The organism is Pseudomonas sp. DSV-1, assembly GCF_035830915.1.
In the GTDB taxonomy this organism is placed as follows: domain Bacteria; phylum Pseudomonadota; class Gammaproteobacteria; order Pseudomonadales; family Pseudomonadaceae; genus Aquipseudomonas.
Window position 1 is genome coordinate 2,411,731 of sequence record NZ_JAYMYG010000001.1, and the last position, 26,428, is coordinate 2,438,158.

Genomic DNA, 26,428 nt, shown 5'->3' on the forward strand with positions numbered 1-26,428 from the left:
GCCTGAAACAAAAAACCCATGAGCGATCATGGGTTTTTTTTTGAGTCCGATATTTACATCGGTTGTGGCTGGATGATCTCGACCCAGTAACCGTCCGGATCTTTAACGAATGCCAGGGATTTCATGCGGCCATCGTTCAGACGTTTCTGAAAGTCCACGCCCAAGTCTTCAAAGCGCTCACAGGCGGCGCGGATATCCGGCACCGAAATACAGATATGGCCGAAACCGCGCGGATCGGTGTTGCCATTGTGGTAGACGACGCTGTCGTCGGTTTCCGAGCCGTGGTTGTGGGTCAGTTCCAGGATGCCGGGAATGGACTTCATCCACAGCGTACGCGCAGCGTCGTCCGCGGGGATCTGTGCCTTGTCGACCAGCGCCAGAAAATACAGGCTGAATTCGGCTTCAGGAAAGTCACGCTTTTCAACCAGTGAAAAACCCAGTACGCGGGTATAAAAATCGAGGGACTTCTCGATGTTTTTGACGCGCAGCATGGTGTGGTTGAACACGAAGTTATGGGTAGCGCTATCTGGTTGGCCAGTGACGCCAGGGATGTTGTTCAGGTCTTGCAGGCTCATGAACCCTCCGAAAATGATGCATAGGTGATCGGTCGCTACGATGAGCGTGATGAGGGAATGATACGGAAAGTGAAGTCTTGCGCCAAACCTGTTTTAGGGGAAAAGGGCTGTCTGTACGAGGGGTTGGGGGTAGTGGGAGGCAAATTCCAGGCAAAAAGAAGCCCGCCGAAGCGGGCATGGGGCGCTAGTCCTTTAGCAGCCTCTATCCTGTGACCCGCCATGTGAAAAATTTGTGAAGCATCTTCCCCTCCCGTCCTTTTCGGTCCTGTGGGTCGCAAAATACGACTTTTCCTACACCGCAATTGACTCGGGCTGTTTTTTACTCGGGGCGTTCGGTAAAACACATGCGTGTACTTGAGCGGATCGCTGGCAGGAGCCCGCCAAGAAGCGACGTTGAAGTTTTAATGATGGACTAAAAATAACGTAACTCTGCGACGCACGATAATGTGAGTCCTTCATCATAAAGTTGAGCCCTTTATAATGAAGGAGGGGCTCAGAACGATTAACTCAGGTACAAAAAAGCCCTGCCGGGGCAGGGCGTGATTTGCAGGTGGGCTTTACGCACGAAGCCAGGTATCTACCGTTGCTGCACCATACTCTTCTTTCCAGGCTTTCAAGCCACGATGGTTGCCGCCTTTGGTTTCGATAAGTTCGCCGGTATGGGGGTTTTGGTACACCTTGAGCACTCGGGCCTTGCGCTGTTTAGGGGCTGATGCGCCCTTTGAAGCAGAAGGGTTTGGGTCAAGGATGGCGATGATGTCCCGAAGGTTTTTGCCATAGGTTTTCATCAAGCCTTGAAGCTTTTCTTCGAACTCGATTTCCTTTTTAAGTCCGGCATCATTTTTCAAGGCTTCCAATTGGGCCAGCTGTTCTTGTAGCGCTTTTTCAGCAGCGCGAAACTCAGCAAGTCTAGACAAAGTCATTACTCCATTCGTAGGTTCGGTGCGATGAAACCGAAGCGAATTAATGATGTTTGGAATGCACAAGATTTGCAGGACGAACCCTCGAGGATTTGATCCCGGGGAACGCATCCACTGATGCAGACAATTAAAAGTTCGTATTCGGACAAAAAAAATTGTAGTTGCTAATTCCTACGCTGCCAAGTGCTATAAGCGTGCTGTTTGAAAAAGTTTCAAACAGCACGCTTATTTATTAAGTGGGGGTTAAGCGTGCCTGTAAAGCCTCGATGAACTCGGCCGGCGGCATGGGGCGCGCAAACAGGTAGCCTTGTAAAAAATCAACGCCTTGAGCGGCCAGGTACTCGCTTTGTTCTTCTGTTTCAATGCCTTCTGCGACAATCCCCAAGTCCAGCTTCGCACTCAACTCAATGATGCTGTCAAGAATATGTCTGGACAGGGCATCTACCCCAATCAAGGCGACAAAGCTCTGGTCAATCTTCAAGTAATCAACGTTGAACTCGCGCAAATAACTCAGGCTTGAATGGCCGGTGCCAAAGTCATCAATGGCAATCATGACGCCCAGGGTGTGCAATTGACTGAACAGCTGATGGGTAGTGGGGGTGGGGACGATTAACTCGCGCTCGGTGAGTTCCAGGACAAGGTTGATGTGCCCCGGCGGGAAAGCATCCAGAAAGCGTCGGCAGTCTTCAACCAGCTCAAGGTTCTGGCAATGGTGGGCTGAAATGTTGAAGGCTATATGGAAACCGGGCTCCATGTGGCTGGAGTGGGGGGCAAGCAGCTGTGATGTTTGCTCCATCAGCGAGCGCGTCATCGGCACAATCAAGCCCGAGTGTTCTGCAAAAGGGATAAACAGGTCCGGACGAACCAGCCCCTCTTTAGGATGTTGCCAGCGCATCAATACTTCGGCACCGGCCCATTGTTTGGTATCACCCCGTACGACGGGTTGGAAGTAAGGAATGAACTCGGCCGCCTCCAGGCCACGGCACATTTCACTGGAGGGTGAAGACGAGCGTTTTTGAAGCCTGTTAACCGTCAAGGCTGAAACAGCGCCCAGAAAGATCAATAAACCCAAAAAACCAGGGTATTCAACAATCACATGTCGCCAGACTTCGCCCTTGTTAAAGCCGGCGATAACGCCATAGGGATACTCGGATGAAGGCACTGAAGTTTGCGCCACAGGCAAATGGGGAGGCGGTGTATTACGTACCTGGCCATAGCGATCGATCCAGGCGTTACCCACGACAATTAATAAATTGGTCTTATGATTGATCAGTCCCAGTACGTTGACCAGGTGAAAGCCGTACAGGCTGATCAATACCCCACGCTTGTCCTTGTTTTGGCGGTAAACCAGTACAGGATCATTGGGCGTAACCATGGTGCCGGGCATCAGCCATAGAACGCCGCCTGCATAGTTGGCAGGGTTCACCGCTTCCTTGTAATTGCCAAACAAGGACGTGCAGTAGATCTGGTTGTCCCACACCAGATTGACGGAGCGTACAAAAGGGCGGCGCGTCACCTGTTCGCGCAGGGCCAGTTCAACCTGAGGGCAATCCTGGCCCGCCAACGGCAATACGACATCGGCGGCAAGCATTGCATTTTCCAGCATCAAATCAAATTGACGTACTGCTTCCTGGGCGGTTTGAGTGGCCTCAAGTTTCAGTGAGCGGTTGGCCTGCCAAACTATAATCAAGACACCCAGCACAACAGGTAACAGTCCGCTGAGCACAGTCAACGCGTAACGGTCAGTCCATTTACGGCTCATTTTTGAGGTGAGTGGCATTCAAAATCCTGCTAACACAGAGGTGGGGCTTGGGTGCACGCGACAGAACAGTAAGAAAAGCGTAGCAGTGCATGCGGGCAATTTTACAATGGGTAGGACAAATAAGATTACGCCATGTAGAATCGGCTTACGCATACAAGAATAACGACTTCTGAAAGCAGAAGCCCTACCGCGTAAGAGATGGATCGAAATGAAGCGATTCGGGTTCCAGTTGATCTACGGTGATTTCCTTGCGCGCAGTGTGCGCGGGATCTCCTGCGCGCCGCCAGCCAGCCTCAGCATTCTTAGCATATAACCCCTGTTAATTCTAAAAATGACCATGATGAGGCGCCTAAAATGGCTGATCTATACGAAAACCCAATGGGCCTGATGGGCTTTGAGTTCATCGAATTCGCGTCCCCTGTACCCAATACCCTTGAACCTGTGTTTGAAATCATGGGTTTCACCAAGGTGGCGACCCACCGTTCCAAAGATGTGCACCTGTATCGCCAGGGCGATATCAACCTGATCCTCAACAACGAGCCCAATAGTGTCGCGTCCTACTTCGCGGCCGAGCACGGTCCGTCGGTATGCGGGATGGCCTTTCGGGTGCGCAATGCACAGCAAGCCTATACCCGTGCACTTGAATTGGGGGCTCAGCCAGTACATATCCCTACCGGCCCGATGGAACTGAACCTGCCTGCAATCAAAGGCATTGGTGGCGCTCCGCTGTACCTGATCGACCGCTATGGCGAAGGCAACTCGATTTACGACATCGACTTTGTGTTCATCGAAGGCGTAGACCGTCATCCGGTCGGCGCGGGCCTGAAGATCATCGATCACCTGACCCATAACGTGTACCGCGGCCGCATGGCTTATTGGGCCAACTTCTACGAGAAGCTGTTCAACTTCCGCGAAATCCGTTATTTCGACATCAAGGGCGAATACACCGGACTGACCTCCAAGGCCATGACCGCGCCAGATGGCATGATTCGCATCCCGTTGAACGAAGAGTCGTCCAAAGGTGCGGGTCAGATCGAAGAGTTCCTGATGCAGTTCAACGGTGAGGGCATTCAGCACGTTGCCTTCCTCAGTGATGACCTGATCAAGACCTGGGACGCACTGAAGAAAATTGGCATGCGCTTCATGACCGCACCGCCAGAGACCTACTACGAAATGCTTGAAGGCCGCCTGCCGAACCACGGTGAACCGGTTGAAGAGCTTCAATCGCGGGGCATCTTGCTGGACGGTTCTTCGGAGTCGGGTGACAAGCGCCTGCTGCTGCAGATCTTCTCTGAAACCCTGATGGGGCCGGTGTTCTTCGAGTTCATCCAGCGCAAGGGCGATGACGGCTTTGGCGAAGGCAACTTCAAGGCACTGTTTGAGTCCATCGAACGCGACCAGGTGCGTCGTGGTGTGCTGACTGCAGACTGATACGCCTCATGCCCGCTTCCACATGGCGCGTTCCTGTGGGAGCCGGGCTTGCCCGCGATAGCATCGCCTGCAAGCCTGCTGCCGCCATTCCCTCCCTAGAACAACCCCGCCGCAATATTGATCGTAAATCCAAGCACTGCTGTGTTGAACAAAAAGCCCAGTAATGAGTGAGCCAATACCGCTTTGCGCATTTCGCGGGTGGCGATGCTCACGTCGGCTGTCTGCACCGCAACGTTGAGGGTGAACGAGAAATACAGAAAATCCCAGTAGTCCGGGTCCAGCAATCCCTCCGGGAAGCGCAGTGCCGGCTCCGGCCCTTCGTTGTTATAGAACAGTCGCGCGTAATGCAGGCTGAAAATGACTCCGATCATCAACCACGAACCCACCACCGTCAGCCCGGTAAAACCGTAATGAATCAGGCGATCGGTGTCGCTGGCAATGGTGCCCGACAACTCAAGGGTGACGGCCGCCAGGCTGGCGATTGCAGCAATGCACACGGTAAAGAGCACCATGCTGGCATTTTCATCTTCGACTTCAGCCGTGCTTTTGACGTCACAGGCCCTGGAGTGGATCACCAGCCATAACGTAAAGGCCAGATACAGCCATACAGCGCTGTTCCAGCCCAGCAGGAATTTGGTGGTCACGGTAGCGGCAGGAGCAAAAATGCCAACGGCCAGCCCGACCAGAGTGGCGGCGGTCAAGCGGGGGTGAGTGCGTGCAAGGTGCGACATAAACTATCCCTGTTATTGAGTTTACAAGCACCTTAGCACGCACGGCCGGGGGTTAACCCTGGCGAGGTTTGCTTCTTGCCAGCTTCATCACCACCACGAAGAACACCGGTACAAACACCACGGCCAGAGTTGCGACGATCATGCCGCCGATCACCCCTGTGCCGATGGCCTGCTGACTCGCGGAACTGGCGCCGGTGGCGAGTGCCAATGGCACCACCCCAAGGATGAACGCCAGTGACGTCATCACAATCGGGCGCAGCCGCAAGCGGGCTGCTTGCACGGTAGCGTCCACCAGGTCATGCCCCTCGTCGTACAGGGTCTTGGCAAACTCGATGATCAAAATGGCGTTCTTTGCCGACAGCCCGATAATGGTGATCAGGCCCACTTTGAAGAACACGTCGTTGGGCATTCCGCGCAACGTGACCGCCAGCACCGCACCCAGCACGCCCAATGGCACGACCAGCAGAACAGCGGTCGGGATCGACCAGCTTTCGTACAGTGCAGCCAGGCACAGGAAAACGATCAGCAGCGACAAGGCCAGCAGGATCGGTGCTTGAGCCCCGGACACCTGTTCTTGCAACGATAACCCTGTCCACTCCAGGCCCAGGCCTGCCGGAAGCTGGCTGACCAGGCGCTCAATTTCAGCCATCGCCTCGCCGGTGCTGTGCCCTGGGGCCGATTCGCCGGAAATGCTGATCGCCGGGTAACCGTTATAGCGCGTCAGCTGGGACGGGCCCTGTATCCAGCGGGCTTCGACAAAGGCCGAAAGCGGCACCATCTTGCCCTGGTCGTTACGCACATTCATTTTCAGCAGGTCTTCGACCTGGCTGCGCTGATCACCTTCAGCCTGAACCACTACCCGTTGCATGCGGCCCTGATTCGGGAAGTCGTTGACATAGGCCGAGCCCACCGCCGTTGACAACACGGCGCCGATGTCGGCAAAGGAAATGCCCAGCGCATTGGCGCGTTTACGATCGACCTCAAGCTGCACCTGCGGGCTTTCTGCCAGTGCTTCTTCACGCACATTGGCCAGCACAGGGCTTTTGGCTGCCAGTTCCAGCAACTCGCTGCGGGCTTGCATCAGTCTGTCATAGCCAACACCGCCACGGTCTTGCAAGCGGAACTCAAAACCGCTGGAGGTCCCCAGGCCACTGACCGGAGGTGGAAGGATGGCAAAGGCCACCGCGTCCTTGAGCTCGCTGAAAGCGCCGTTCGCCCGGTCAGCGATTGCGGATGCAGAGTCCTGGGCGCCACGTACCGACCAGTCCTTGAGGGTGGTAAAGGCCAGCGCTGCGTTCTGGCCGCTACCCGAGAAGCTGAAACCCAGGATCATCGTGGTGTTACCCACCCCGGGCTCGCTGGCGTTGTGTGCCTCAATCTGCTCGGCCACCTTGATCGTGCGGCTCTGGCTGGCGCCTGGCGGCAGTTGAATGTCAGTGATGGTGTAGCCCTGGTCCTCGACAGGCAAGAAGGAGGAGGGCAGGCGTGCAAAGCACACCACCAGAATCACCAGCAAGGCACCGTAGACCAGCAGGTAGCGTGTGCTGCGCTTGATCAGATGCACCACCCAGTGTTCGTAACCTTGTGACAGGCGCTCGAACTTCCTGTTGAACCAGCCAAAGAAACCGCCCTTGGCGTGATGCTCTCCCTTGGCGATCGGCTTGAGCAAGGTTGCACACAGGGCCGGGGTCAGGGACAGGGCCAAAAATGCCGAGAACAGAATCGAAGTCGCCATCGACAGCGAGAACTGCTGGTAAATCACCCCGACAGATCCAGGCATGAACGCCATTGGAATAAACACGGCCACCAGCACCAGGGTGATGCCCACAATCGCGCCGCTGATCTGGGTCATCGCCTTGCGGGTCGCTTCTCGCGGCGAAAGCCCTTCGCTGACCATGATCCGCTCGACGTTCTCGACCACCACAATGGCATCGTCCACCAGAATCCCGATGGCCAGCACCATGCCGAACATGGTCAGCACGTTGATTGAAAAGCCCAGCGCCAGCATCGTGGCGAACGTTCCCATCAGTGCCACCGGCACCACCAGGGTCGGGATCAGTGTGTAGCGAATGTTCTGCAGGAACAGGTACATCACGGCAAATACCAGCACCATAGCCTCGACCAGGGTGTAGATAACCTTGGTGATCGAGACTTTGACAAACGGCGTGGTGTCATACGGGATGGTGTATTCCACACCGGCCGGGAAGTAGCGGCTCAGATCATCCATCTTGGCGCGAATCAGGTTGCCCGTATTCAGGGCGTTGGCCTCCGGTGCCAGTTTCACGCTGAAAGCGCTGGCTGACTTGCCGTTCAGCCGGGTGCCGTACTGGTACTCCTGGCTGCCGATTTCGACCCGGGCCACATCGCTGATGCGTACCGTGGAGCCGTCCGGGTTGGCACGCAGCACAATATCGCCAAACTCTTGCGGGGTTGATAGCTGGCCCTTGACCAGTACTGTTGCGGTGATTTCCTGGGTGGAGCGCCCCGGCAGATCGCCGATGCTGCCCGCGGAAACCTGTGCATTTTGACTGGCAATCGCCTGGTTGACGTCGGCCGGGGTCAGGTTGAAGCCGATCAGTTTTTGCGGATCGATCCAGATGCGCATGGCACGTTCGGCACCATACAGCTGGGCCTTGCCGACGCCGTCGATGCGCTTGACTTCGTTCATCACGTTGCGCGCAAGGTAATCGCTGAGGGCGACCTCATCCAGCGCGCTGGTGCTGTCGGCGGTCAGTGTCACCAGCATCAGGAAGCCCGAGGAGATTTTCTCGACCTGCAGGCCTTGCTGGATAACCGCCTGGGGCAGGCGCGACTCCACCGCTTTAAGACGGTTCTGTACATCGACCTGCGCCATCTCCGGATCGGTGCCGGGTTTGAATGTGGCGGTGATGCTGGCACTGCCCAGGCTGCTCTGGGATTCGAAATACAGCAAGCCATCGGTGCCGTTGAGCTCCTGCTCAATCAGGCTGACGACGCTTTCGTCCAGGGTTTGGGCCGAGGCGCCGGGGTAAATGGCGTAAACCTCGACTTGGGGCGGCGCCACGTCGGGATATTTGGCTACTGGCAACTGCGGGATGGCCAAAGCCCCCGCCAGCAGAATGAACAACGCAACGACCCAGGCAAAGACCGGGCGGTCGATAAAAAACTGCGGCATGCTCACCGATCCGTGGAGTGTGCGAGAGGGAGTGTGGGGTCATCGATTTGTACCTGCTCACCCGGGCGGGCGTGCTGCAGGCCTTCAGTGACGATGCGGTCACCGGCCTTCAGGCCGGAGGTCACGGCCCAGCGATCATTTTGCGCACTGCCCAGTTGAACCGCCTGCAGGTGCACGCGGTTATCGGCATCGACCAGCAGCACCTGGGCGATCCCTGCGCTGTCACGCATGATTGCCCGCTGCGGCACGCTGATGCCTTCCTTTTTGAACGCCTGCTCCAGTCGAACCCGCACAAAACTGCCTGGCAAAAGATCGTAGTCAGGGTTCGGGAACTCGCTGCGCAGAATGATTTGTCCGGTGCTCGGGTCAACCGTCACATCGGTGAACAGCAGTTTGCCCGGCAACGGATAAAGGCTGCCGTTGTCCCGAATCAATGTGGCCTTTGCCTGTTGCTTGCCGACTTGCTGCAGCTCCCCGGCGCGGAATGCTTCGCGCAGGTTGTCCAGATCGCGGGTGGACTGCGTCAGGTCGACATGAATCGGATTGAGTTGCTGGATACGGGCCAGCGGCGTGACTTCACCCTGGCCGACCAGAGCACCTTCAGTGACCAGTGCACGGCCAATGCGCCCCGAGATGGGTGCTGTAACGGTGGCATAACCCAGGTTCAGCCTGGCGCGCTGAAGCGCAGCCTGATTGGCGGCCACATCGGCATTGGCCTGCTGTGCCGCAGCGCGCGCATTGTCATGGTCCTGACGGCTGATCGCGTTGATTGCTATCAGCTCGCCATAGCGCTGGTCCTGCAGTTTTGCCTGCAAGGCAACAGCCTGGGACTTGCTCAAGGCGGCCTGCGCGCTGTCCAGGTCAGCCTTGAAAGGCGCCGGATCAATCAGAAACAGGACATCACCCTGTTTCACCTCGGTGCCTTCGGTGAACACGCGCTTGAGCACGACACCGGCAACCCGGGCACTGACTTGCGCCACGCGGGGAGCAACCACCCGGCCGCTCAGCTCGTTGCTGACGGACAAGGGCGCGGTGGCGATGACTTCGGTGCGTACCTTGGTCATGGGAGGTTTGGTCTCAGCGACCGGGCTTTTATCGCAGGCGCTGAGGGTCAGGGCCAGCGCCGTAAGGAATAGCGGGGCGAAGAGCTTTTTCAACGATCGTGCCTTCTTAAATAAGCGGGATGTTTCTGTAGGCATGCTAAGCGCAGCACGCAAGAGGCGTTGTGAAGCAATGTAGGGGGTATGTGAAAAAGTGTGAAGGTTCTGCTCCTATCCTTGTAAGGTTGTATATCCTTCGGGTTTTCCCCGGTTGTAAGCATTGATTATGCCCACTATTTTGCTGGTCGAAGACGACGCCGCGCTGTCGGAGCTGATTGCCAGCTACCTGGAGCGCAATGGCTATCAGGTCAGCGTGATTGCCCGCGGCGATCAAGTGTGTGACAGAGCAAGAAGCAACCCTCCGGATCTGGTCATTCTTGACCTGATGTTACCTGGGCTCGATGGTCTGCAAGTCTGTCGCTTGCTGCGAACCGAGTCTGCCAGTCTGCCGATCCTGATGTTGACAGCCCGCGACGATAGTCATGATCAGGTGCTGGGGCTAGAGATGGGTGCAGATGATTATGTGACAAAACCTTGCGAGCCCCGTGTATTGCTGGCCCGTGTGCGCACGCTTTTGCGTCGCAGCAGCCTGACCGAGCCTCAAATGGCCATTGACCGCATCACCATTGGCAATCTGTGCATCGACTTGTCAGAGCGCACCGTCAATTGGCGCGGACAGATCATCGAGTTGTCCAGTGGTGAGTACAACCTGCTGGTGGTGCTGGCGCGGCATGCCGGCGAAGTGCTGAGCCGTGATCAGATCCTGCAGCGTCTGCGGGGCATCGAGTTCAACGGCACGGACCGTTCGGTGGATGTGGCGATCTCCAAGTTGCGGCGCAAGTTCGATGACTGCGCCGGTGAAGCGCGCAAGATCAAGACCGTGTGGGGCAAGGGCTACCTGTTCAGCCGCTCGGAATGGGAATGCTGAACCCATGTTGAAGATTCTGATACGCCTGTACCTCGTGACCATCGTGACGTTCGCCCTGGCCAGTTACCTGGTGCCCGGGGTGATCGTGTCGCTGTTTCATGATCGCTTCATGAACTACAACGTCGATATGTCGCGGGGCATGCAGACCCTGCTGGTCAAACAGTTCCATCATCTGCCCCCAGAGCAATGGCCAGCCCTTGCCCGCGAACTTGACGCGCAGTTTGAGCCGATGAAGGTCAATCTGCTGCCCATTACGGATGCCAAGTTCAGCGCCCAGGAGCAACGCCAATTGCAGCAAGGCAAGGGTGTGTTGCGCATCGGCGATTGGGGCTGGCGCACGCTGGTGGTTTCTCCGCTGGACGAACAACTGGCGATTGAATGGGTGATGCCTCCGGACCCCTTCGACATGAGTGTGTTGTATTGGAGTATCAACGTCCTGATTGGCGCGGCATTGCTGGGCGGCCTGCTGTTGTGGCTGCGCCCGCACTGGCGTGATCTGGAGCGCCTCAAACTCACGGCGGAGCGTATCGGTCAGGGGCAACTGAGCGAGCGTACGCAGATATCCCAACGCTCGAACATTCATGGCCTGGCCACCGTATTCGATGCAATGGCCCAGGATGTCGAGCACCTGCTCAATCAGCAGCGCGACTTGTTGAACGCGGTGTCCCATGAATTGCGCACGCCCTTGACCCGCCTGGACTTTGGCCTGGCGCTGGTGCTGTGCGACGACTTGCCGGATGGCAGTCGCGAGCGCTTGCAAGTGTTGGTGGGGCATATCCGCGAACTGGATGAGCTGGTACTGGAACTGCTGTCTTTCAGCCGCCTGCAAAACCCGGCATTGGTTCCAGAGAGGGTGGAGGTGTCGCTCGATGAGTTTATCGACAGCATCCTTGGCAGCTTCGATGAAGAGCTGGAGGCCCCTGATATTGTGCTGGACGTGCTGTTGCAAGGCGCCCAGGAACGCTTCGCCCTTGATCCGCGCCTGACTGCGCGAGCCCTGCAAAACCTGCTGCGCAATGCCATGCGTTACTGCGACAGGCGAATTCAGGTGGGCGTGAATGTCTCCTCCCAGGGCTGTGAACTGTGGGTGGATGACGATGGCATCGGAATTCCCGAGCAAGAACGGGAAAGGATCTTTGAGCCGTTCTATCGCCTGGATCGCAGCCGGGACCGGGCTACCGGCGGCTTTGGCCTGGGACTGGCGATCAGTCGGCGTGCCCTGCAAGCCCAGGGCGGCACGCTGAGCGTGGAGCAATCGCCTATGGGCGGTGCTCGCTTCAAGCTCTGGTTACCGGCTTGAAGCGAGGTGTTGCGGCTTAGATGGAGCGGCGCTGGCGGCTCACGTGCTTCAAGCCTTCAATAATCAAGACGACCACCGCGAGCCAGATCGGACCATAGGTCAGCCATTGACCGTCTTCCAGGCTGTCGCCCAGCAACAGGGCCACGGCGACCAGCAGCACAGGCTCGACGTAACTGAGCAGGCCAAACAGGCTGAACGGCAGCAAGCGACTGGCCAGGATGTACGAGAACCCTGCGGCCGCACTGATGATGCCCATGAGCGGTACCAGCAGATAAAGCGCCTGGCGCTGTTCGCCAAGGTCGACATGGGGGCCGGCCAGCACAAACCAGAGGGCTGCCGGGACCATCAACAGCATGTCCAGCCACAGGCCGCCCAGGTTGTCGATGCCGATCTTTTTGCGCAATACGAAGTACATCGGGTAACCGATGGCCACGACCAGTGTCGTCCAGGAAAACCCGCCCGTGCGATACAACTCATTGGCCACGCCGATCACGGCCAGGGCCGTGGCTATTTTCTGCAGGTGGGACAAGTGCTCGCCGTAGACGATGCGCCCGGTGAGGATCATCGTCAGTGGCAACAGGAAGTAGCCCAGCGACACATCCAGGCCATGCCCGTTGAGCGGCCCCCACATGAACATCCACAGCTGCAGGCCAACCAGGAAGCTGGTCAGCAGTACACAAGGAATCAGTAGAGGTTTGTCGCGTAAACGATTGAAAATTATAGGAACCCATTTCCAATCGCCGGAGAGGCATATAAACAGGGTCATGAAGGGAAGCGAGATCAGTATTCGCCAGCCGAAGATTTCCTGGCCATCAAGGGGCCAAAGAACGGAAGTGAAGTAGTACAAGACGCCGAACAGGCAGGAAGCCAAAATCGATAGAACAATACCTTTAGACACAACAACCTCAATGGATCTACAACGTTACTCGTTTGAGTGGGCACGTAGCTTGAGGCTGTTGGTTGTCGGTGGCAAATGTCTTTTAAACCAATTACTTGGGAGTCATTCTTGTTGAGGCGGTTCAACTTGTAAAACACCAAGCAAATACTGGGCCAAAGTCGTTTTAAACGAGCGTTCGTGTTGTTGAAAAAACTGATTAACGGTAGCTTGCTATCAAGTGCTGTGGGGGCGGGCTTGCTCGCGAAAGCATCGCCCCGGTGGTTTTGGCAGGCCGAGTCGCCTGAGCAGAGAGCCAGCCCACCCCCTCGCATTCAACCCGTTTACATGGATCGGCGTTGACGCACCAGGTGCTTGAACCCTTCGAACATCAACACCCCCACGGCCAACCAGATCGGCAGATAGGTCATCCATTGGCCCGCAGTAATGCTTTCGCCCAGCAGCAATGCAACCAGCACCAGCAACACGGGCTCGACATAGCTGAGTAAACCGAAGAGGCTGAACGCCAGCATCCGGCTGGCCAGGATGTAACTGATCAGCGCCAGGGCACTGATGCCCCCCAGGATTGGAATGAGCGCGTACAGGGCAGGGCGATGGCTGGCCACCTCAAACCCTTGCTCACCACTTTGTACAAACCACCACGCCACAGGTATCAGCAGCAGCATATCAGCCCACAGGCCGCCGAGGTTGTCGGTGCCTGCACGCTTGCGCAGCACGAAGTACAAGGGGTAACCAATGGCCACCACCAGAGTGGTCCAGGAGAACCCGCCCACGCGGTACACCTCGTTGGCGACCCCGAGGGTTGCCAGTGCCGCGGCGATTTTCTGCAGATGGGACAGTTGTTCGCCATACACCAGGCGACCGGTCAGAAGCATGGTCAGCGGCAGCAGGAAATAACCCAGCGATACGTCAAGGCTGTGGCCATTGAGCGGCGCCCACAGAAACAGCCAGAGCTGAACGCCCACCAGTGCACTGGACGCGACGAGCACGGCGAAGAACTTCGGTTGCTGACGCAGCCGCGAGAAAATCACCGGCACCAGCCGCCAGTCACCGGAAAAGCACATGAACAGCGTCATGCAGGGCAGGGTCAGGAGCATCCGCCAGCCGAAGATTTCAGCTCCGCTCAAGGGCCAGAGCAGGGATGTGAAGTAATACATGACACCGAACAGGCTCGATGCCAGAACAGACAGAACAATACCTTTGGACACAACAGCCTCGTTGAAACACACATTTTGATTATTAGAAGTGCGTAGCTTGAGGCTCTGTGAGCTGTAGGGCAAATCCTTGATTATGAATGTCTGTGGGAGCGGGCTTGCTCGCGAAGCAGGCAACCCGGTTTCAGAGTCAAACCGCAGCGCTACCATCGCGGGCAAGCCCGGCTCCCACAGGCTGTGTTTGATTATGGGGTTTTAATGCCCCGGGTCATGCGCAGTGCCAGCAGGCTGCCGCCCACAATCACCGCGGCCAGGAAGTACAGGGCCGCGTCCGTGGAACCGGTGGCGTCTTTTACGAAGCCCACCAGGTACGGGCTAAGGAAACCGGCCATTTGCCCCATCGAGTTGATCAGTGCCAGGCCACCAGCGGCTGCACCCGCGCTGAGCATCGCAGTAGGTACTGGCCAGAACATCGGCAAGCCGGTCAGTGCGCCCATGGTCGCAACGGTCAGGCCCAGAATCGCAATGGCCGGGTGCGCGGCAAAATTCACCGCGATCACCAGACCCACCGCGCCCATCAGCATCGGTACCACCAGATGCCAGCGGCGCTCCTTGTGCAAGTCCGCCGAGCGGCCCACCAGCAGCATGAACACTGCCGCCAGCAGATAAGGAATCGCGCTGATCCAGCCGATCACCAGGGTATCGCTGAAGCCCAGGCTCTTGATGATCGACGGCAACCAGAAGTTGATGGCGTACACGCCGCTCTGGATGCAGAAGTAAATCAGGCCGAAAGCCCAGATGGCCGGGTTTTTGAACACTGCCGACAGCGAGTCGGTGGCCGATGAAGCGGGTTTGCTGGCGGCATCCAGGCGATGGTCCGCTTCCAGTACCGCTCGTTCATGGGCACCCAGCCATTTGGCGTTGGCAAAGCTGTCACTGAGCAAGAAAATGGCCAGGGCGCCCAGCACGACGGTGGGAATGCCTTGCAGCAGGAACATCCACTGCCATCCGGCAAGGCCGCCCTGGCCTGCAGCGAAGTGGCTGAGAATCCAGCCGGAGAATGGCCCGCCAATCAGGCCCGATACAGGGATGGCACACATGAACAGGGCCATGATCCGGCCCCGGCGAAAGCTGGGAAACCACTGCGAGAGGTACAGCACCACACCCGGAAAGAAGCCCGCTTCAGCGGCACCGGTCAGCAGGCGCAGGGTGTAGAACCCGGTAGGTGTGGTGACAAACATCAGGCAGGTCGACAGGGTCCCCCAACTGATCATCATCACGGCGATCCAGCGCCGGGGACCGAATCTGGTCAAGGCCAGGTTGCTGGGTACGCCGCACAGCACGTAGCCAATGAAGAAAATACCGGCACCCAGGCCATACACGGTTTCGCTGAACTTGAGTGCGTCGAGCATCTGCAGTTTGGCAAAGCCAACGTTTACCCGGTCCAGGTAATTGAACAGATAGCAGATAAAAATGAAGGGGATCAAACGCAGGGTGATGCGCTTGTAGATGGCGTTTTTATCGTCATCGCTGATCGGCGATGCGGGGGCGCTCTGTGACATCTTATGTCTCTCTTTATTATGTTTTTTCACGATCCAGGGGTAACGTTGACCGCAGCTTGAGTCTCGGTCACCACAACGCCGCTGTCTTTGTGCTGTCGCACAGCATTTTGCCGAGTCGCCTGTGCCCGTGAACAAATGTATCCAAGGATTGTCACCCTATGTTTGAACTGGACCATGATTTGGCGCAGGACATCGTGGATCGCGCGATGGCCATCTTGCCGTACAACGTAAACGTGATGGACAGCCAGGGCCTGATCCTGGGCAGTGGCGAGCCTGAGCGTATCAATACCCGGCACGAAGGGGCGCAATTGGTGCTGGCCAATGGACGGGTGGTGGAAATCGATGCCCAGGCCGCCAAATGCCTGAAAGGCGTGCAGCCGGGTATTAACTTGCCATTGTTGCTCGATCAACGACTGATCGGTGTGCTGGGCCTGACGGGCGAGCCCGAGTTGCTGCGTACCTACGCCGAGCTGGTCCGCATGACCGCCGAGATGCTGGTGGGCCAGCGTTACCAGCAGGCGGAACAACAATGGCGGCGCCAACGCTGTGACGATCTGGTGGCTTTGCTGCTCAGTGAGGGGGGCGACTCGCCGCGACTGATCGACGAGGCCCAGCAGTTGGGCCTCAAGCCCCAGCTGGCACGGATTCCGTATTTGTTTGAGCTGGGCAAGGGGCAGAGTGCAGAGGCCTTGAGTGTATGGCTGCAGTCACGCTACCCGGACAGCTGGTGCGTCAGCCCGGCCACGGGCTCGCTGCTGTGGTGCCGGCCGGCAACGACTGCGCTGGATGACATGCGGCTGCTGGAGAAGCTCGACGGCCAGGGCTGGAAGGTGTTGCGGATTGCCGCAGGCGGGCAGGCTGATGCACTCAAGGGGTTGCGCCGCTGTTATCGACGGGTGGGTGATCTGCTGGCCTATGGTCGCGATGTACTGCCGCAGACCCGCCTGCTGACGCTCAATCGCTACCGGTTGCCGGTGATGCTGTGGCGTCATCGCAATGACGATGCGCTGGAAGAATTGCTCGGGCCATTGCACAAAGTGGTGGCCAAAGACGCCAACGGCCAACTGATTGCCACGTTGCGCAGCTGGTGTGATCACGATGGCCAGAGTCAGGCATGTGCCGATGCCCTGGGGATTCATCGCAACAGCCTGCGCTATCGCATGGAGCGTATCGCCGAACTGAGCGGCGTGGACCCGCTGAGCCTCAATGGCATGCTGGCCCTGTACCTGGGAGTCCAGCTGCTGGCACAGACGTGATTGTGGGAGCGGGCTTGCTCGCGAGAGCGCCTGCAACACGGTTCCTTGTCCAAATGAACAACAAACCCCTTGAATGCTTGTGCGCCCGACTGGCGTGTTTTGGGCCGGTTGCTGGCAGCATGGAGGGTATAAGAACTGGAGATACGCCCCATGAAAATCGTGATTGCCCCCGACTCGTTCAAAGACAGCCTGAGCGCCGAAAAAGTCGCCGACGCGATTGCAGCCGGTCTGGCTGACGTATTGCCCCACGCGCATCTGGTCAAGTGCCCGATGGCCGATGGCGGCGAAGGCACAGTCGAGGCGATTGTCGCCGCAGGCAATGGCCAGTTGCGCAGCAATCATGTGCAAGGTCCGCTGGGCGCACCGGTCGAGGCCCATTGGGGCTGGCTGCCTGACAGCCACACGGCAATCATCGAGATGGCCGAAGCCAGCGGTTTGCAACTGCTCAAACCGGAACAGCGCAATGCCTGCATCACCAGCACCTTCGGCACCGGCGAACTGATCAAGGCCGCGCTGGATGCCGGCGCACGGCGGGTCATCCTGGCCATTGGGGGCAGTGCTACCAATGATGCCGGAGCCGGTGCATTGCAGGCTCTGGGCCTGGGCTTGTTCGACGCCCAGGGCAACAGTCTGCCGCGCGGCGGCCTGGCGCTGGCCCATGTGGCGCGTATCGAGCTGGCAGGCCTGGACCCGCGTCTGGCCGAGGTACGCTTTGAAATTGCCGCTGACGTCAACAACCCGCTGTGTGGCGAGCACGGTGCTTCGGCAATCTTCGGCCCGCAAAAGGGCGCATCTGCCGAACACGTGCAGTTGCTGGATCAGGCGCTGGGGCATTTTGCCGATCACTGTGCAAAGGTTTTGCCCAAGGATGTGCGTCAGGAACCAGGCTCGGGTGCAGCCGGTGGGCTGGGGTTTGCTGCCAAGGCGTTCCTCGGCGCGCAGTTTCGTGCAGGGGTTGAAGTGGTTGCCGAGCTGGTGGGGCTGGCCGAGGCTGTAAAGGGGGCAGACCTGGTGATTACCGGTGAAGGCCGTTTCGATGCCCAGACCCTGCGTGGCAAAACCCCCTTTGGCGTGGCGAGCATCGCCCGCGCTGAAGGTGTCCCGGTGGTGGTATTGGCAGGTACGTTGGGCGAGGGGTATCAGGCGTTGTACGAGCACGGCATCAACGCGGCATTTGCAATTGTCAGCGGCCCGATGACCCTGCAGGACGCCTGCACCCGGGCGGCGCCATTGCTCACCGACCGGGCTCGGGATATTGCGCGGTTGTTGAGTCTTGCCAAATTTTCATGACACATGAAGCGTGATGGAGCGACGGTGCGTCGATTCGGCTTGCCTGCGATTCGGATAACGCGCACTGCCTGTAAAACCAGGGCGATCTCATCGCGAGCAAGCCCGCTCCCACATTGAGGTTTCATTGCAAACTTTGGTGTAAGCTTTGCGGCTCTTCGCATTCGACCCTTAGCGAGCCCTATGCCGTCGCTCTTCAAACGCTCTTTGCTGCCTAAACTGCGCAGCTTTCCGTTATCTGCCGATGCTTTCAGTATCCTGCCAAGCGCAGCGGATTTTCGTCGCTGTCTGTTGGAGCAGATTGCAGGCGCACGCCACCGCATCACGCTGGTGGCCTTGTACCTGCAACAGGATGAGGCCGGGCAGGAAATCATGGACGCCTTGCATGCCGCCAAAGCGGCGCGTCCCGAACTCGAAATCGCGGTTGTCGTCGACTGGCTGCGTGCCCAGCGCGGGCTGATCGGTGCAGGCAAGCAGCCCGGCAATGCGGCCTGGTATCAGGCGCAAACCGCATCCCACGCCACCCATGTGCCGATTTATGGTGTGCCGGTCCAGACCCGCGAGCTGTTCGGCGTGCTGCACCTCAAGGGCTTCATCGTTGACGACTGTGTGATCTACAGCGGCGCCAGTCTGAATAACGTGTACCTGCACAAACTCGACAAGTACCGCTTTGACCGTTACCACGTGCTGCACAACAAGCCGTTGGCCGACACCATGCAGCGCTTTGTCCAGCAGGACCTGATCGAGACCAGGGCGGTCCATCGCCTGGACCTGCCAACACTGCCGACAACCCGCAGTTTGCGCAGCGCCATCGGTGATTTGCGCAGCCATCTGAAAAAAGCCAGCTACGACACCAGCGCCGGTACTGTCGGCCACTTTGGTCTCTCGGTCAGCCCGTTGCTGGGCGTGGGCAAGAACAACCCGCTGAGCCGGGTGATTTGTGAACTGATTGCCTGCAGTCAGCAGCAACTGACCATTTGTACGCCGTATTTCAACCTGCCGCTGCCTGTGACCCGTGAAATCAATCGGGCCCTGGAGCGTGGGGTGCGGATTGATATCGTGGTGGGAGACAAGACGGCCAACGACTTCTACATCCCGCCCAGCGAACCTTTCCGGGTTATCGCGGCGTTGCCGTATCTGTATGAGTTGAGCCTGCGCCGGTTTGCCAAGAGTCATCAGCGCATGATCGATAACGGTCTGTTGAATCTGCACTTGTGGCGCGAAGGTGACAACACCTACCACCTCAAGGGCATGTGGGTCGATGATCGCTATACCTTGTTGACCGGCAACAACCTCAATCCGCGTGCGTTTCGCCTGGACCTGGAAAACGGTTTGCTGATTGATGATCCGCGTCGCGAGTTGCTGGAGCCTCGCCGCAAGGAGCTGGACGCCATCTTTGCCCATACTCAGCGCATCGATAGCTTCAAGAGCCTGGAAACACTGGCGGATTACCCGCCAGCGGTGGCCAAGTTCTTGCGTCGCGTCAGTCGGGTACGGATCGAGCGCTTGCTTTACCGGATTCTCTAAATACTCGTGGGAGCGGGCTTGCTCCCACAAGATAGGGATCACGGGATATACACCACGCTGCCCCCCTCACGGCGATGCAACAGGCGATCACCGTTATCCGGCTGACTGGTAATGACCTGGTGGTCCACGCTCAGGTAGCCCAGGGGCAGGGGATCGCCACTGCGAAACTGGGCGAAGATCAGCGTGCGTTTCGGGTCGAAGTGCTGGCCGCTGGTTTTATCCAGCCAGGCCATCAGTGCGGCACTGTCGCCGTTGCGGGGGAAGTCCTGGCTCTGGTCGATGTAGAAGAATGGCTCGCCTTCATTCTGGACATACATCGGCAGTTTGTTGTCGACATCGATCATCACCATGCGCCATTGATCCCAGGGCGCCTGCTCGCTGGCCCGCGCCTTCACATCCTGGCCGAACTGGATAACCCCGCCACCGCCGTTGGACCAGGGGTATATCACCCCCAGTACCAACAGCACGGCCGCAGCGCTGACGCCGAAGCCGATCTTCCAGCCACGCCCGCTGCTTTTGCGTTGCGCCATGCGCCGTGTCACCCACCAGGCGGCCAATAGCTGCGCAAAGGGCACCAGCGGCAGCACGTAATAACTGCGCCGACTGCCACTGGCGGTGAAGAATACAAACAGCAAACCCAGCCCCCACACCAGCCAGCGTGTATTGGGCTCGATGTGACGCCACTGACGCACGGCCACCCACAACCCGATCATCCAGAACGGCGCCCAGGGCAGGGTGTAAGCCGGCAGGTAAATCAGGTAGGTATAAATAGGCCCCATGTGGTCGAAGGGGTTGAAGAAGCGCACCACGTTTTCACGCAGTACCAGCCCCAGTCCGCTTTCACCATAAGTTGGCGCGCCATACAGATGGGACAGGACAAAAGGCAGCATGTACACCGCCCCTGCAACGATCAGGGCCAGTAACAGGCGCAGGTTCAGATGACGCTTCCAGCGTTGCTCCCCCAGTAGATGAGGCAGCAGAACCAGCCCCGGCAGGATAAAGCCGATCAGTCCCTTGAGCAGGGAGGTCAGGGACAGCAGCAGAAAGAACACGCAATAGCGGCTGAAGCGGGTGTCCTGCGGGTCGCGCCAGTACCACCACACCGCGGCCAGAAGGCCGAATACGGTGAGAATGTCCGCTGTCGCCACTCGCGCCCAAAACACAAAGTAGAAGGTGGTGGCCAGCATCCATCCAGCAATCAATCCGGTGCCTTTGCGAAACAGTTGCTCGCCGATCAGGTACACCAGCCATACGCTGAACCAGGCTGCGACAACCGAAGACAGGCGTAGCGACCAATGCCCCAGGCCGCCCGTCAGCCCGGCGGTTGCCGTGATCAGCCAGTACGAGGGCAAGGGCTTGTCGTAGTAGGGCGATCCCTTGAGGTACGGGTCCAGATAATCACCGCTTTGCAGCATCTGCAGTGCAATGTTGGCCCAGCGGGTTTCCGGCCCCCACAGTTCCCTCGAGCCCAGGCCGAGCAACAGCAGCAGGGCAGATACGGTCAGTAGCACCAGCAACGCTTTCTGGTTGCTGTCCAGGCGCTTGAATACCGTCATTTAAGGCTGAACCCCGGGGAAGATAAATATCGACAGATCGCCGCGCTCGTAGCGTTTGCCGCCCACCGGCAGCAGCTCGACTTCGTGGGTTTCCAGTGCCGAATGAACTCGCATGACGACTCCGACAGAACCGCGCTGCTGGGCGTCCTTCATCCAGTGAGCGATGTTATCCATGTCAACCTGACGCGCAGCTGAATCGGCATACCCCAGGCCGTACTTGAGTTCGCCCACGGTGTTGTAAAGACTCACGTCAGGTCGCCCAAGGCGCCATGAAAGCGCCGACGCAGCGCCCAGGTCGTTGCTTAACAACGTGCTGGTCTGACTCAGTTCCTGCACATGTTCGGCGATAAACTGGTCGGGCATTTTACTGTTGACGATTTGTCCCGGCATGGCTGCGGGCAACAAGGCCACCAGCAAGCCCATGCCCAGCGCGGGTGCGGCCCACAGCTGCAAGGGGCGCAGGGCTTGCAAGGCATTGCTCAGCAGCCAGCCGAGCAACACGATGTAGCCCAGGGACAGGCTGAATATCTCGGTGTTGTCATAGACCGGGTGGCTGATTTGCAGATAAATCAGCCCCGCCAACCCGGCTACGGCCAGCAGCGTATTCAACACACCATTGATGCGTAGAGTCCGGCTACGCGCCTGGGCCAGCCAGGTCACCAGTGCATGGCCCATCAACAGTGCCAATGGCAAAAGGCACGGCATGATGTAAGTCGGCAATTTGCCCTTGCTCAAGCTGAAGATGGCCAGCGGCAGCAGCATCCACAGCAATAGAAAACCAATCGCTGGCTGGCGCTTTTGCTTCCATGCATCGAGCAGGGCTGCGGGCACCAGAGCGGCCCACGGCAGACTGGCGGCCAGCAGGATGGGCAGATAGAACCACCAGGGTTGAGTGTGTTGCGCATCGGCTGCGCTAAAGCGACGGATGTGTTCGTTCCAGAAAAAGAATTGCCAGAAGTCCGGCTCCTGATGATGTATCGCCAGCGCCCACGGAACACAGATAGCCACTGCGACCAGGATCGCCAGCGGACCGTAAATCAGCACTTCCTTTATGCGCCGCTGCCACAGGGCATACGGCACCGCGATCAGTACGGGTAATAACCAGGCCAGAAAGCCTTTGGTCATGAAGCCCATGCCACAGGCAATGCCAAGCACTGCCCATGAGCAAAGGCGCCCGCGGCGAGTCTTGCTGTCAAAGGCAAACCACACAGCGACCAGGCTCAGATTGACCCAGAAGGTGAACTGCGGGTCCAGGTTGGCATATCCGGCTTGCCCTGCGACCAGCCCAAAGCTCATGTACAGCAGGGCGCTGGCGAAACGCTTGCGAGGGTCATCCCAAAGGCGGCCAGCGATTAGCCACGCCAGCCAGACACTCAGCCCGGTGCTGAGCGCAGAGGCGATGCGCACGCCAAACAGGTTGTCACCAAACACGGCCTGGCCGATGGCAATCATCCAGTAGCCGGCAATGGGCTTTTCGAAATAGCGCAAACCCATGAAGTGCGGCGCGATCCAGTTGCCACTGTGGAGCATTTCCTGACTGATCTGGGCATAGCGGGTTTCGTCGGGTATCCACAGCCCATGGCTCATCAGTGGCAACAGATAAAACACCACAAAAGCCAGTATCAGACTGGGCAAGGCCAAGCGTTCCAGACCCTGGATCCGGAAGGTGTGAGGGACAACGGCAACCATGCTTTCCACCTGTAAGCCCGTTATAGACGTAAGTTATGGCCGGCACGTTAAACAGGAGCAGGTGGGCGAGAGGTGAAGTGGATGTGAAAAAAACGCATGTCGCCACTTGGCATGCAGGCCCCAGTTGCCGGACAGACGTGACGACGACTGCCCGTAATTGACCTAAAGCTGTCCTGAGTCGATTTGTCGCAGGTCTTGCTGTATCGCCCGGTTTTACTGGCTGCGGGAGGCAGAGCGCACCATAGAGGGGCGCCTGTACCGTGCGACAGGTCAGTGAGAGTGTTAAATTCTGCGCCCATGCAACACGTCTATCCCACAGCAATCGTACGCACTGAGCCTGGTCAGACCTGGCATCGGGCAGCGTACACACCTGCCTCGTCGCACGCAGGGTTGAGGCCTTTATCGTTTAAAGGGCCGCTTAAAGGAACCTTACATGAATGAATTACTGACTCGCCGCCGCGTAGTCACCGGTCTTGGCTTGCTCAGCCTGGGCTTGATCGCAGGTTGCGACAGTGGCAGCGGTTTGTCATACAAGTACGGAAAAGACCTGAGCAATGAAATCCTGGGGCGCAAGTTCAAGCTCAGGGATGCAGAGGGTACCGAGATGATGCTCGGCAGTTTTCGCGGGATGATGCCGATGATTTTCTTCGGCTTTACCCAGTGCCCGGCGGTATGCCCGACTGCGTTGGCCCGTGCGGCCCAGGCAAAGAAGATGATGGGGCCTGACGGTGACCGGCTGCAGGTGGTCTTTATTACCCTCGATCCGGAGCGGGACAAGCCGGCCATGTTGGATGCCTACGTGAAAGCCTTCGATTCGAGCTTTATTGCATTGTCCGGCACCCTGGAAGAAACGGCGGCCACGGCTAAAGAATTCAAAGTGTTCTACGAAAAAATCCCTACGGGTGATTCGTACACCATGTCCCATACGGCTACCAGTTTCGTCTTCGATTCCCGTGGTGTGTTGCGCCTTGGCTTGTCGCCGTCACTCTCGGCCAAGCAATGCACTGAAGACTTGCTGACCGTGATGTCCGTCTGTTAATCAACGCCTCCTTTGAAAGAGTCAACCCTATGAAGCCTTTGAACTACCTGTTGCTGTCGCTGCTGGGCCTGAGCCTGCAGGTTAACGCGCAAACTGTTGTTGATGATGCCTGGGTCCGGGCCACCGTTGCGGGGCAACCTTCGACCGGCGCTTTTATGCACATCACGGCCAGTAGCGACAGCAAGCTGGTTGAAGTCCAGTCACCCGTTGCCAAGACCGTGCAAATTCACGAGTCGAAGATGGAAAACGACGTGATGAGCATGCAGCCTGTTGCATCGGTGGCATTGCCAGCGGGCAAGAGCGTTGCCATCGTGCCTGAGGGTTATCACGTGATGCTGATCGACCTGGTCGGTCAGATTAAAGTCGGTGACCAGGTACCGTTGACCCTGATTGTCGAAGACAGCAAAGGGGTAAAAGAGTCGATTGAGGTCAAGGCCCAGGCTCGGGCATTGAACAGCATGCCGATGCATCACGATCATGGTTCGATGCACTAAACCGGGCAGAGTCCTTGTAGTCGCTGCCGAAGGAACGAGGCTGCGTCCGACGTGATGCGCCCCCCCGACGTAGCCGTCGTAAAATCTGCTTTCACGGCTTGTCAGGCATCCCGCGTGTACTGGCTTTACGACCGCTTCGCGATCGAACGTAGCCTCGTTCTACTCGTCAACTGCTACGACGCGTTGTTGACGGCGAAACCTGTAGCCGCTGCCGAAAGAGCGAGGCAGCGAGGCAGCGGCTACAGGGGGGGACGGGTTTAAATGTGCGTCAAACCGATCAGAAACGCCCCGTCAGCGGGTACTCAACCGCAAGACGTATCTGATCGGTGTCCAGTTCAGCCTGTGCCTTGTTGCCGCGATGAACGTTGTGTCGCAATGACATGATGGTGCCCTTGGCCGTTCCGCTCTGAATCACGTAACGCGCTTCCAGATCCCGCTCCCAGTGTTTCCCGCCTTTGCCATAGCCCAGATACGCATATCCGCCCCGAGGATCGACATGGCTGCCGTCGATCTGGCTGCCACGCACGTAAGCGGCGCTGAATACCAGTCCGGGCATGCCCCAAGGGGTCATTGCCAGGTCGTAACGTGCTTGCCACGACTGTTCATTGGGCGCGTTGAAGTCAGACAATTGCACCGCGTTGGTAAGGAAAATGGCGCCCCGCGTCACGTAATCGAACGGCGTATCGCCATGAACTTTCTGATATCCCAGGCTGAAACTATGGGGGCCTTGGGCATAGGTGCTGAGCAAACTCCAGGTGGTGTTGTCGATGTTGCCTGATAGCGCCTTACCTTCATCGGTGGTGCGGTACAGGTTCAGGTTCAGCGACAGGGAACGGTTTTCATCAATGGCGTGGCTGAAGACGGCCCCCAGGTAATGCTGGTTCCAGGTGTCCTCATAGCGGGAGCTGTAGAGACTGGCGCTAAGGTTTTTGCTTGGGGTGTAGACAACCCCTGCGAGGTCGAAGGCATTGCCTTTGGGCCCGTTCGAATAGTTCACCACAAAGCCCTGATCGTGGCTGCTGGCGTTGCGGTCAGTGCTTTCGGTGAAATGCCCGCCGACCATTTTCAGGTCATTGATCTCGTTGCTGGTGAGGAACACCCCCGTGGCGGTTTCCGGTAGCAGGCGACTGTCGGATGAGCTGAAAACCGGCGTCTTGACCCGCTGTTCACCATAGGAGAACACGGTATTGGACATGCGCAGTTTTATCGCTGCGCCGCCTCGGCCGTAGTTGTCCTTGGGGTAGCCGTCGTTATCCAGCCCGAGCAGGCGGGCCTTGCCTGCGCGTCCTCCGCCGCTGTCCAGCTTGAGCCCCATGTAGGCGTGGGCATCCACTCCAACGCCGATCAGGCCTTGGGTGAAGCCTGACTGCAGGGTGCCCATCAAGCCGTATGCCCACTCTTCGGCATAGCCATTGCGCTCCGAGCGCGGTTTATAGGCATTGCGTGCGCCGCTGTTGCTGGCGCCATGACGATATTCGCGGCTGTCGTAGACCGTACGGTTGAGCACGCTCCAGGTGCTGTCTTCGATAAAACCGTTGGCCTGTTCCTGTGCCGACTCGGCAAACGCCAACGGGCTGGCGAGAGCGATCAGGATCGCGGAGCGCGATCGCACGGCACTCATTTTGCCACCTGCTGTTTTTGCAGGGAGGCGTTCAGGCGGTCGAGTGCACGTTTGGGTAGCGTAGCGGGCAGTTGCGGGGGCTGAGCTGACGGTTCGCCTACCTGGATCAGCATCACCATGCCCATGGCCAGGTGCGGGATGCACTGAATGCCATAGAGCCCCGGCACGGTGAAGGTCTGCTCGATTTCCTGATTGAGCTTGCCTTTGAACGGTTGTGCCCCTTCAGGCAGCAGACCGGGCAGGGTGGCGGCATTGTGGCTGCTTTGTGTGGGGATGAACTTGACCGTGTCACCGGGGGCGATCTGCAAGTAATCCGGTTCATAGACCATGCCGGCCGTGGCGCTGCGGGTAAGCATTTTCACTTCGTGGGTCTGGGCCAGTACCGATGTACAGAGCAGGGCAGTGGTCAACAGCAGGGTAATGGAAGAAATACGCATGAGTTGCTCT

General features: G+C 58.1%; 21 protein-coding genes. 8 read left to right on the forward strand and 13 right to left on the reverse strand.

The features are described from left to right. Positions 1-53: 53 nt before the first annotated feature. The 3 genes from gloA to VSQ83_RS11315 form a co-directional block, all read right to left on the reverse strand. Positions 54-575 (reverse strand): lactoylglutathione lyase, encoded by a 522-nt coding sequence (gene gloA, locus VSQ83_RS11305; RefSeq protein WP_219262223.1) that lies wholly within the window; start codon positions 573-575, stop codon positions 54-56. A 557-nt stretch (positions 576-1,132) separates the two neighbouring features. After that, on the reverse strand, positions 1,133-1,492 hold the full coding sequence (locus VSQ83_RS11310; RefSeq protein WP_219262353.1) for a histone-like nucleoid-structuring protein, MvaT/MvaU family: 360 nt from the start codon (positions 1,490-1,492) through the stop codon (positions 1,133-1,135). Between the two features lie 235 nt (positions 1,493-1,727). After that, entirely contained in the window at positions 1,728-3,275 is a 1,548-nt protein-coding gene (locus tag VSQ83_RS11315; RefSeq protein ID WP_219262222.1) for an EAL domain-containing protein, read from the reverse strand. A 336-nt stretch (positions 3,276-3,611) separates the two neighbouring features. Here VSQ83_RS11315 and hppD point away from each other — a divergent pair, with 336 nt between their 5' ends. Next, positions 3,612-4,688: a 4-hydroxyphenylpyruvate dioxygenase gene (hppD, locus tag VSQ83_RS11320; protein WP_133079207.1), complete on the forward strand. Its 1,077-nt coding sequence runs from the start codon at positions 3,612-3,614 to the stop codon at positions 4,686-4,688. Between the two features lie 95 nt (positions 4,689-4,783). Here the strand turns inward: hppD and VSQ83_RS11325 are convergent, their stop codons facing one another. From VSQ83_RS11325 to VSQ83_RS11335, 3 genes are read right to left on the reverse strand one after another with little or no spacing between them, the layout of a single operon-like run. Next, positions 4,784-5,419, reverse strand: a complete 636-nt coding sequence (locus tag VSQ83_RS11325; RefSeq protein ID WP_133079206.1) for a DUF1345 domain-containing protein — start codon at positions 5,417-5,419, stop codon at positions 4,784-4,786. A 52-nt stretch (positions 5,420-5,471) separates the two neighbouring features. Then, a complete protein-coding gene (locus VSQ83_RS11330; protein WP_133079205.1) occupies positions 5,472-8,573 on the reverse strand; it encodes a multidrug efflux RND transporter permease subunit in 3,102 nt (1,033 codons plus the stop codon). Positions 8,574-8,575: 2 nt separating this feature from the next. Next, complete coding sequence (locus VSQ83_RS11335) at positions 8,576-9,730, reverse strand: efflux RND transporter periplasmic adaptor subunit (protein WP_133079204.1); 1,155 nt, start codon at positions 9,728-9,730, stop codon at positions 8,576-8,578. Between the two features lie 169 nt (positions 9,731-9,899). Here VSQ83_RS11335 and VSQ83_RS11340 point away from each other — a divergent pair, with 169 nt between their 5' ends. Further along, entirely contained in the window at positions 9,900-10,601 is a 702-nt protein-coding gene (locus VSQ83_RS11340) for a response regulator transcription factor (protein WP_219262218.1), read from the forward strand. A gap of 4 nt (positions 10,602-10,605) precedes the next feature. Continuing rightward, the gene (locus VSQ83_RS11345; protein WP_133079202.1) at positions 10,606-11,901 is read left to right on the forward strand and encodes an ATP-binding protein; all 1,296 of its coding nucleotides are present in this window, start codon (positions 10,606-10,608) and stop codon (positions 11,899-11,901) included. A gap of 16 nt (positions 11,902-11,917) precedes the next feature. On the opposite strand, the gene rarD (VSQ83_RS11350) is transcribed toward VSQ83_RS11345, so the two are convergent. The 3 genes from rarD (VSQ83_RS11350) to VSQ83_RS11360 form a co-directional block, all read right to left on the reverse strand. Beyond that, a complete protein-coding gene (gene rarD / locus VSQ83_RS11350) occupies positions 11,918-12,799 on the reverse strand; it encodes an EamA family transporter RarD (RefSeq protein ID WP_133079201.1) in 882 nt (293 codons plus the stop codon). A 320-nt stretch (positions 12,800-13,119) separates the two neighbouring features. Next, positions 13,120-14,004: an EamA family transporter RarD gene (gene rarD, locus VSQ83_RS11355; protein WP_133079200.1), complete on the reverse strand. Its 885-nt coding sequence runs from the start codon at positions 14,002-14,004 to the stop codon at positions 13,120-13,122. 191 nt (positions 14,005-14,195) lie between these two features. Beyond that, on the reverse strand, positions 14,196-15,512 hold the full coding sequence (locus VSQ83_RS11360) for an MFS transporter (RefSeq protein WP_326426758.1): 1,317 nt from the start codon (positions 15,510-15,512) through the stop codon (positions 14,196-14,198). 158 nt (positions 15,513-15,670) lie between these two features. On the opposite strand from VSQ83_RS11360, the gene VSQ83_RS11365 reads away from it, so the two are divergent. From VSQ83_RS11365 to pssA, 3 genes are all read left to right on the forward strand, one after another. Then, the gene (locus VSQ83_RS11365) at positions 15,671-16,768 is read left to right on the forward strand and encodes a sugar diacid recognition domain-containing protein (RefSeq protein WP_133079198.1); all 1,098 of its coding nucleotides are present in this window, start codon (positions 15,671-15,673) and stop codon (positions 16,766-16,768) included. A gap of 150 nt (positions 16,769-16,918) precedes the next feature. Beyond that, positions 16,919-18,058, forward strand: a complete 1,140-nt coding sequence (locus tag VSQ83_RS11370; protein ID WP_326426760.1) for a glycerate kinase — start codon at positions 16,919-16,921, stop codon at positions 18,056-18,058. Between the two features lie 180 nt (positions 18,059-18,238). Then, positions 18,239-19,582 (forward strand): CDP-diacylglycerol--serine O-phosphatidyltransferase, encoded by a 1,344-nt coding sequence (pssA, locus tag VSQ83_RS11375; protein WP_133079196.1) that lies wholly within the window; start codon positions 18,239-18,241, stop codon positions 19,580-19,582. Between the two features lie 38 nt (positions 19,583-19,620). Here the strand turns inward: pssA and VSQ83_RS11380 are convergent, their stop codons facing one another. Together VSQ83_RS11380 and arnT are read right to left on the reverse strand one after the other, a co-directional pair. Next, positions 19,621-21,138 carry an ArnT family glycosyltransferase gene (locus VSQ83_RS11380; RefSeq protein ID WP_219262215.1) on the reverse strand — a complete coding sequence of 506 codons (1,518 nt, stop codon included), beginning with the start codon at positions 21,136-21,138 and terminating at the stop codon, positions 19,621-19,623. Then, on the reverse strand, positions 21,139-22,827 hold the full coding sequence (gene arnT, locus VSQ83_RS11385; protein WP_133079194.1) for a lipid IV(A) 4-amino-4-deoxy-L-arabinosyltransferase: 1,689 nt from the start codon (positions 22,825-22,827) through the stop codon (positions 21,139-21,141). A 433-nt stretch (positions 22,828-23,260) separates the two neighbouring features. Between arnT and VSQ83_RS11390 the strand changes: the two genes are divergently transcribed. Together VSQ83_RS11390 and VSQ83_RS11395 are read left to right on the forward strand one after the other, a co-directional pair. Next, the gene (locus VSQ83_RS11390) at positions 23,261-23,866 is read left to right on the forward strand and encodes an SCO family protein (RefSeq protein ID WP_326426763.1); all 606 of its coding nucleotides are present in this window, start codon (positions 23,261-23,263) and stop codon (positions 23,864-23,866) included. Positions 23,867-23,895: 29 nt separating this feature from the next. After that, positions 23,896-24,360 carry a copper chaperone PCu(A)C gene (locus VSQ83_RS11395; protein ID WP_133079193.1) on the forward strand — a complete coding sequence of 155 codons (465 nt, stop codon included), beginning with the start codon at positions 23,896-23,898 and terminating at the stop codon, positions 24,358-24,360. Between the two features lie 277 nt (positions 24,361-24,637). On the opposite strand, the gene VSQ83_RS11400 is transcribed toward VSQ83_RS11395, so the two are convergent. Together VSQ83_RS11400 and VSQ83_RS11405 are read right to left on the reverse strand one after the other, a co-directional pair. Next, positions 24,638-25,981: an OprD family porin gene (locus VSQ83_RS11400; protein ID WP_326426764.1), complete on the reverse strand. Its 1,344-nt coding sequence runs from the start codon at positions 25,979-25,981 to the stop codon at positions 24,638-24,640. After that, on the reverse strand, positions 25,978-26,418 hold the full coding sequence (locus VSQ83_RS11405; RefSeq protein WP_133079191.1) for a pseudoazurin: 441 nt from the start codon (positions 26,416-26,418) through the stop codon (positions 25,978-25,980). Before VSQ83_RS11405 ends, VSQ83_RS11400 begins: the two co-directional genes overlap by 4 nt. Between the last annotated feature and the right edge of the window lie 10 nt (positions 26,419-26,428).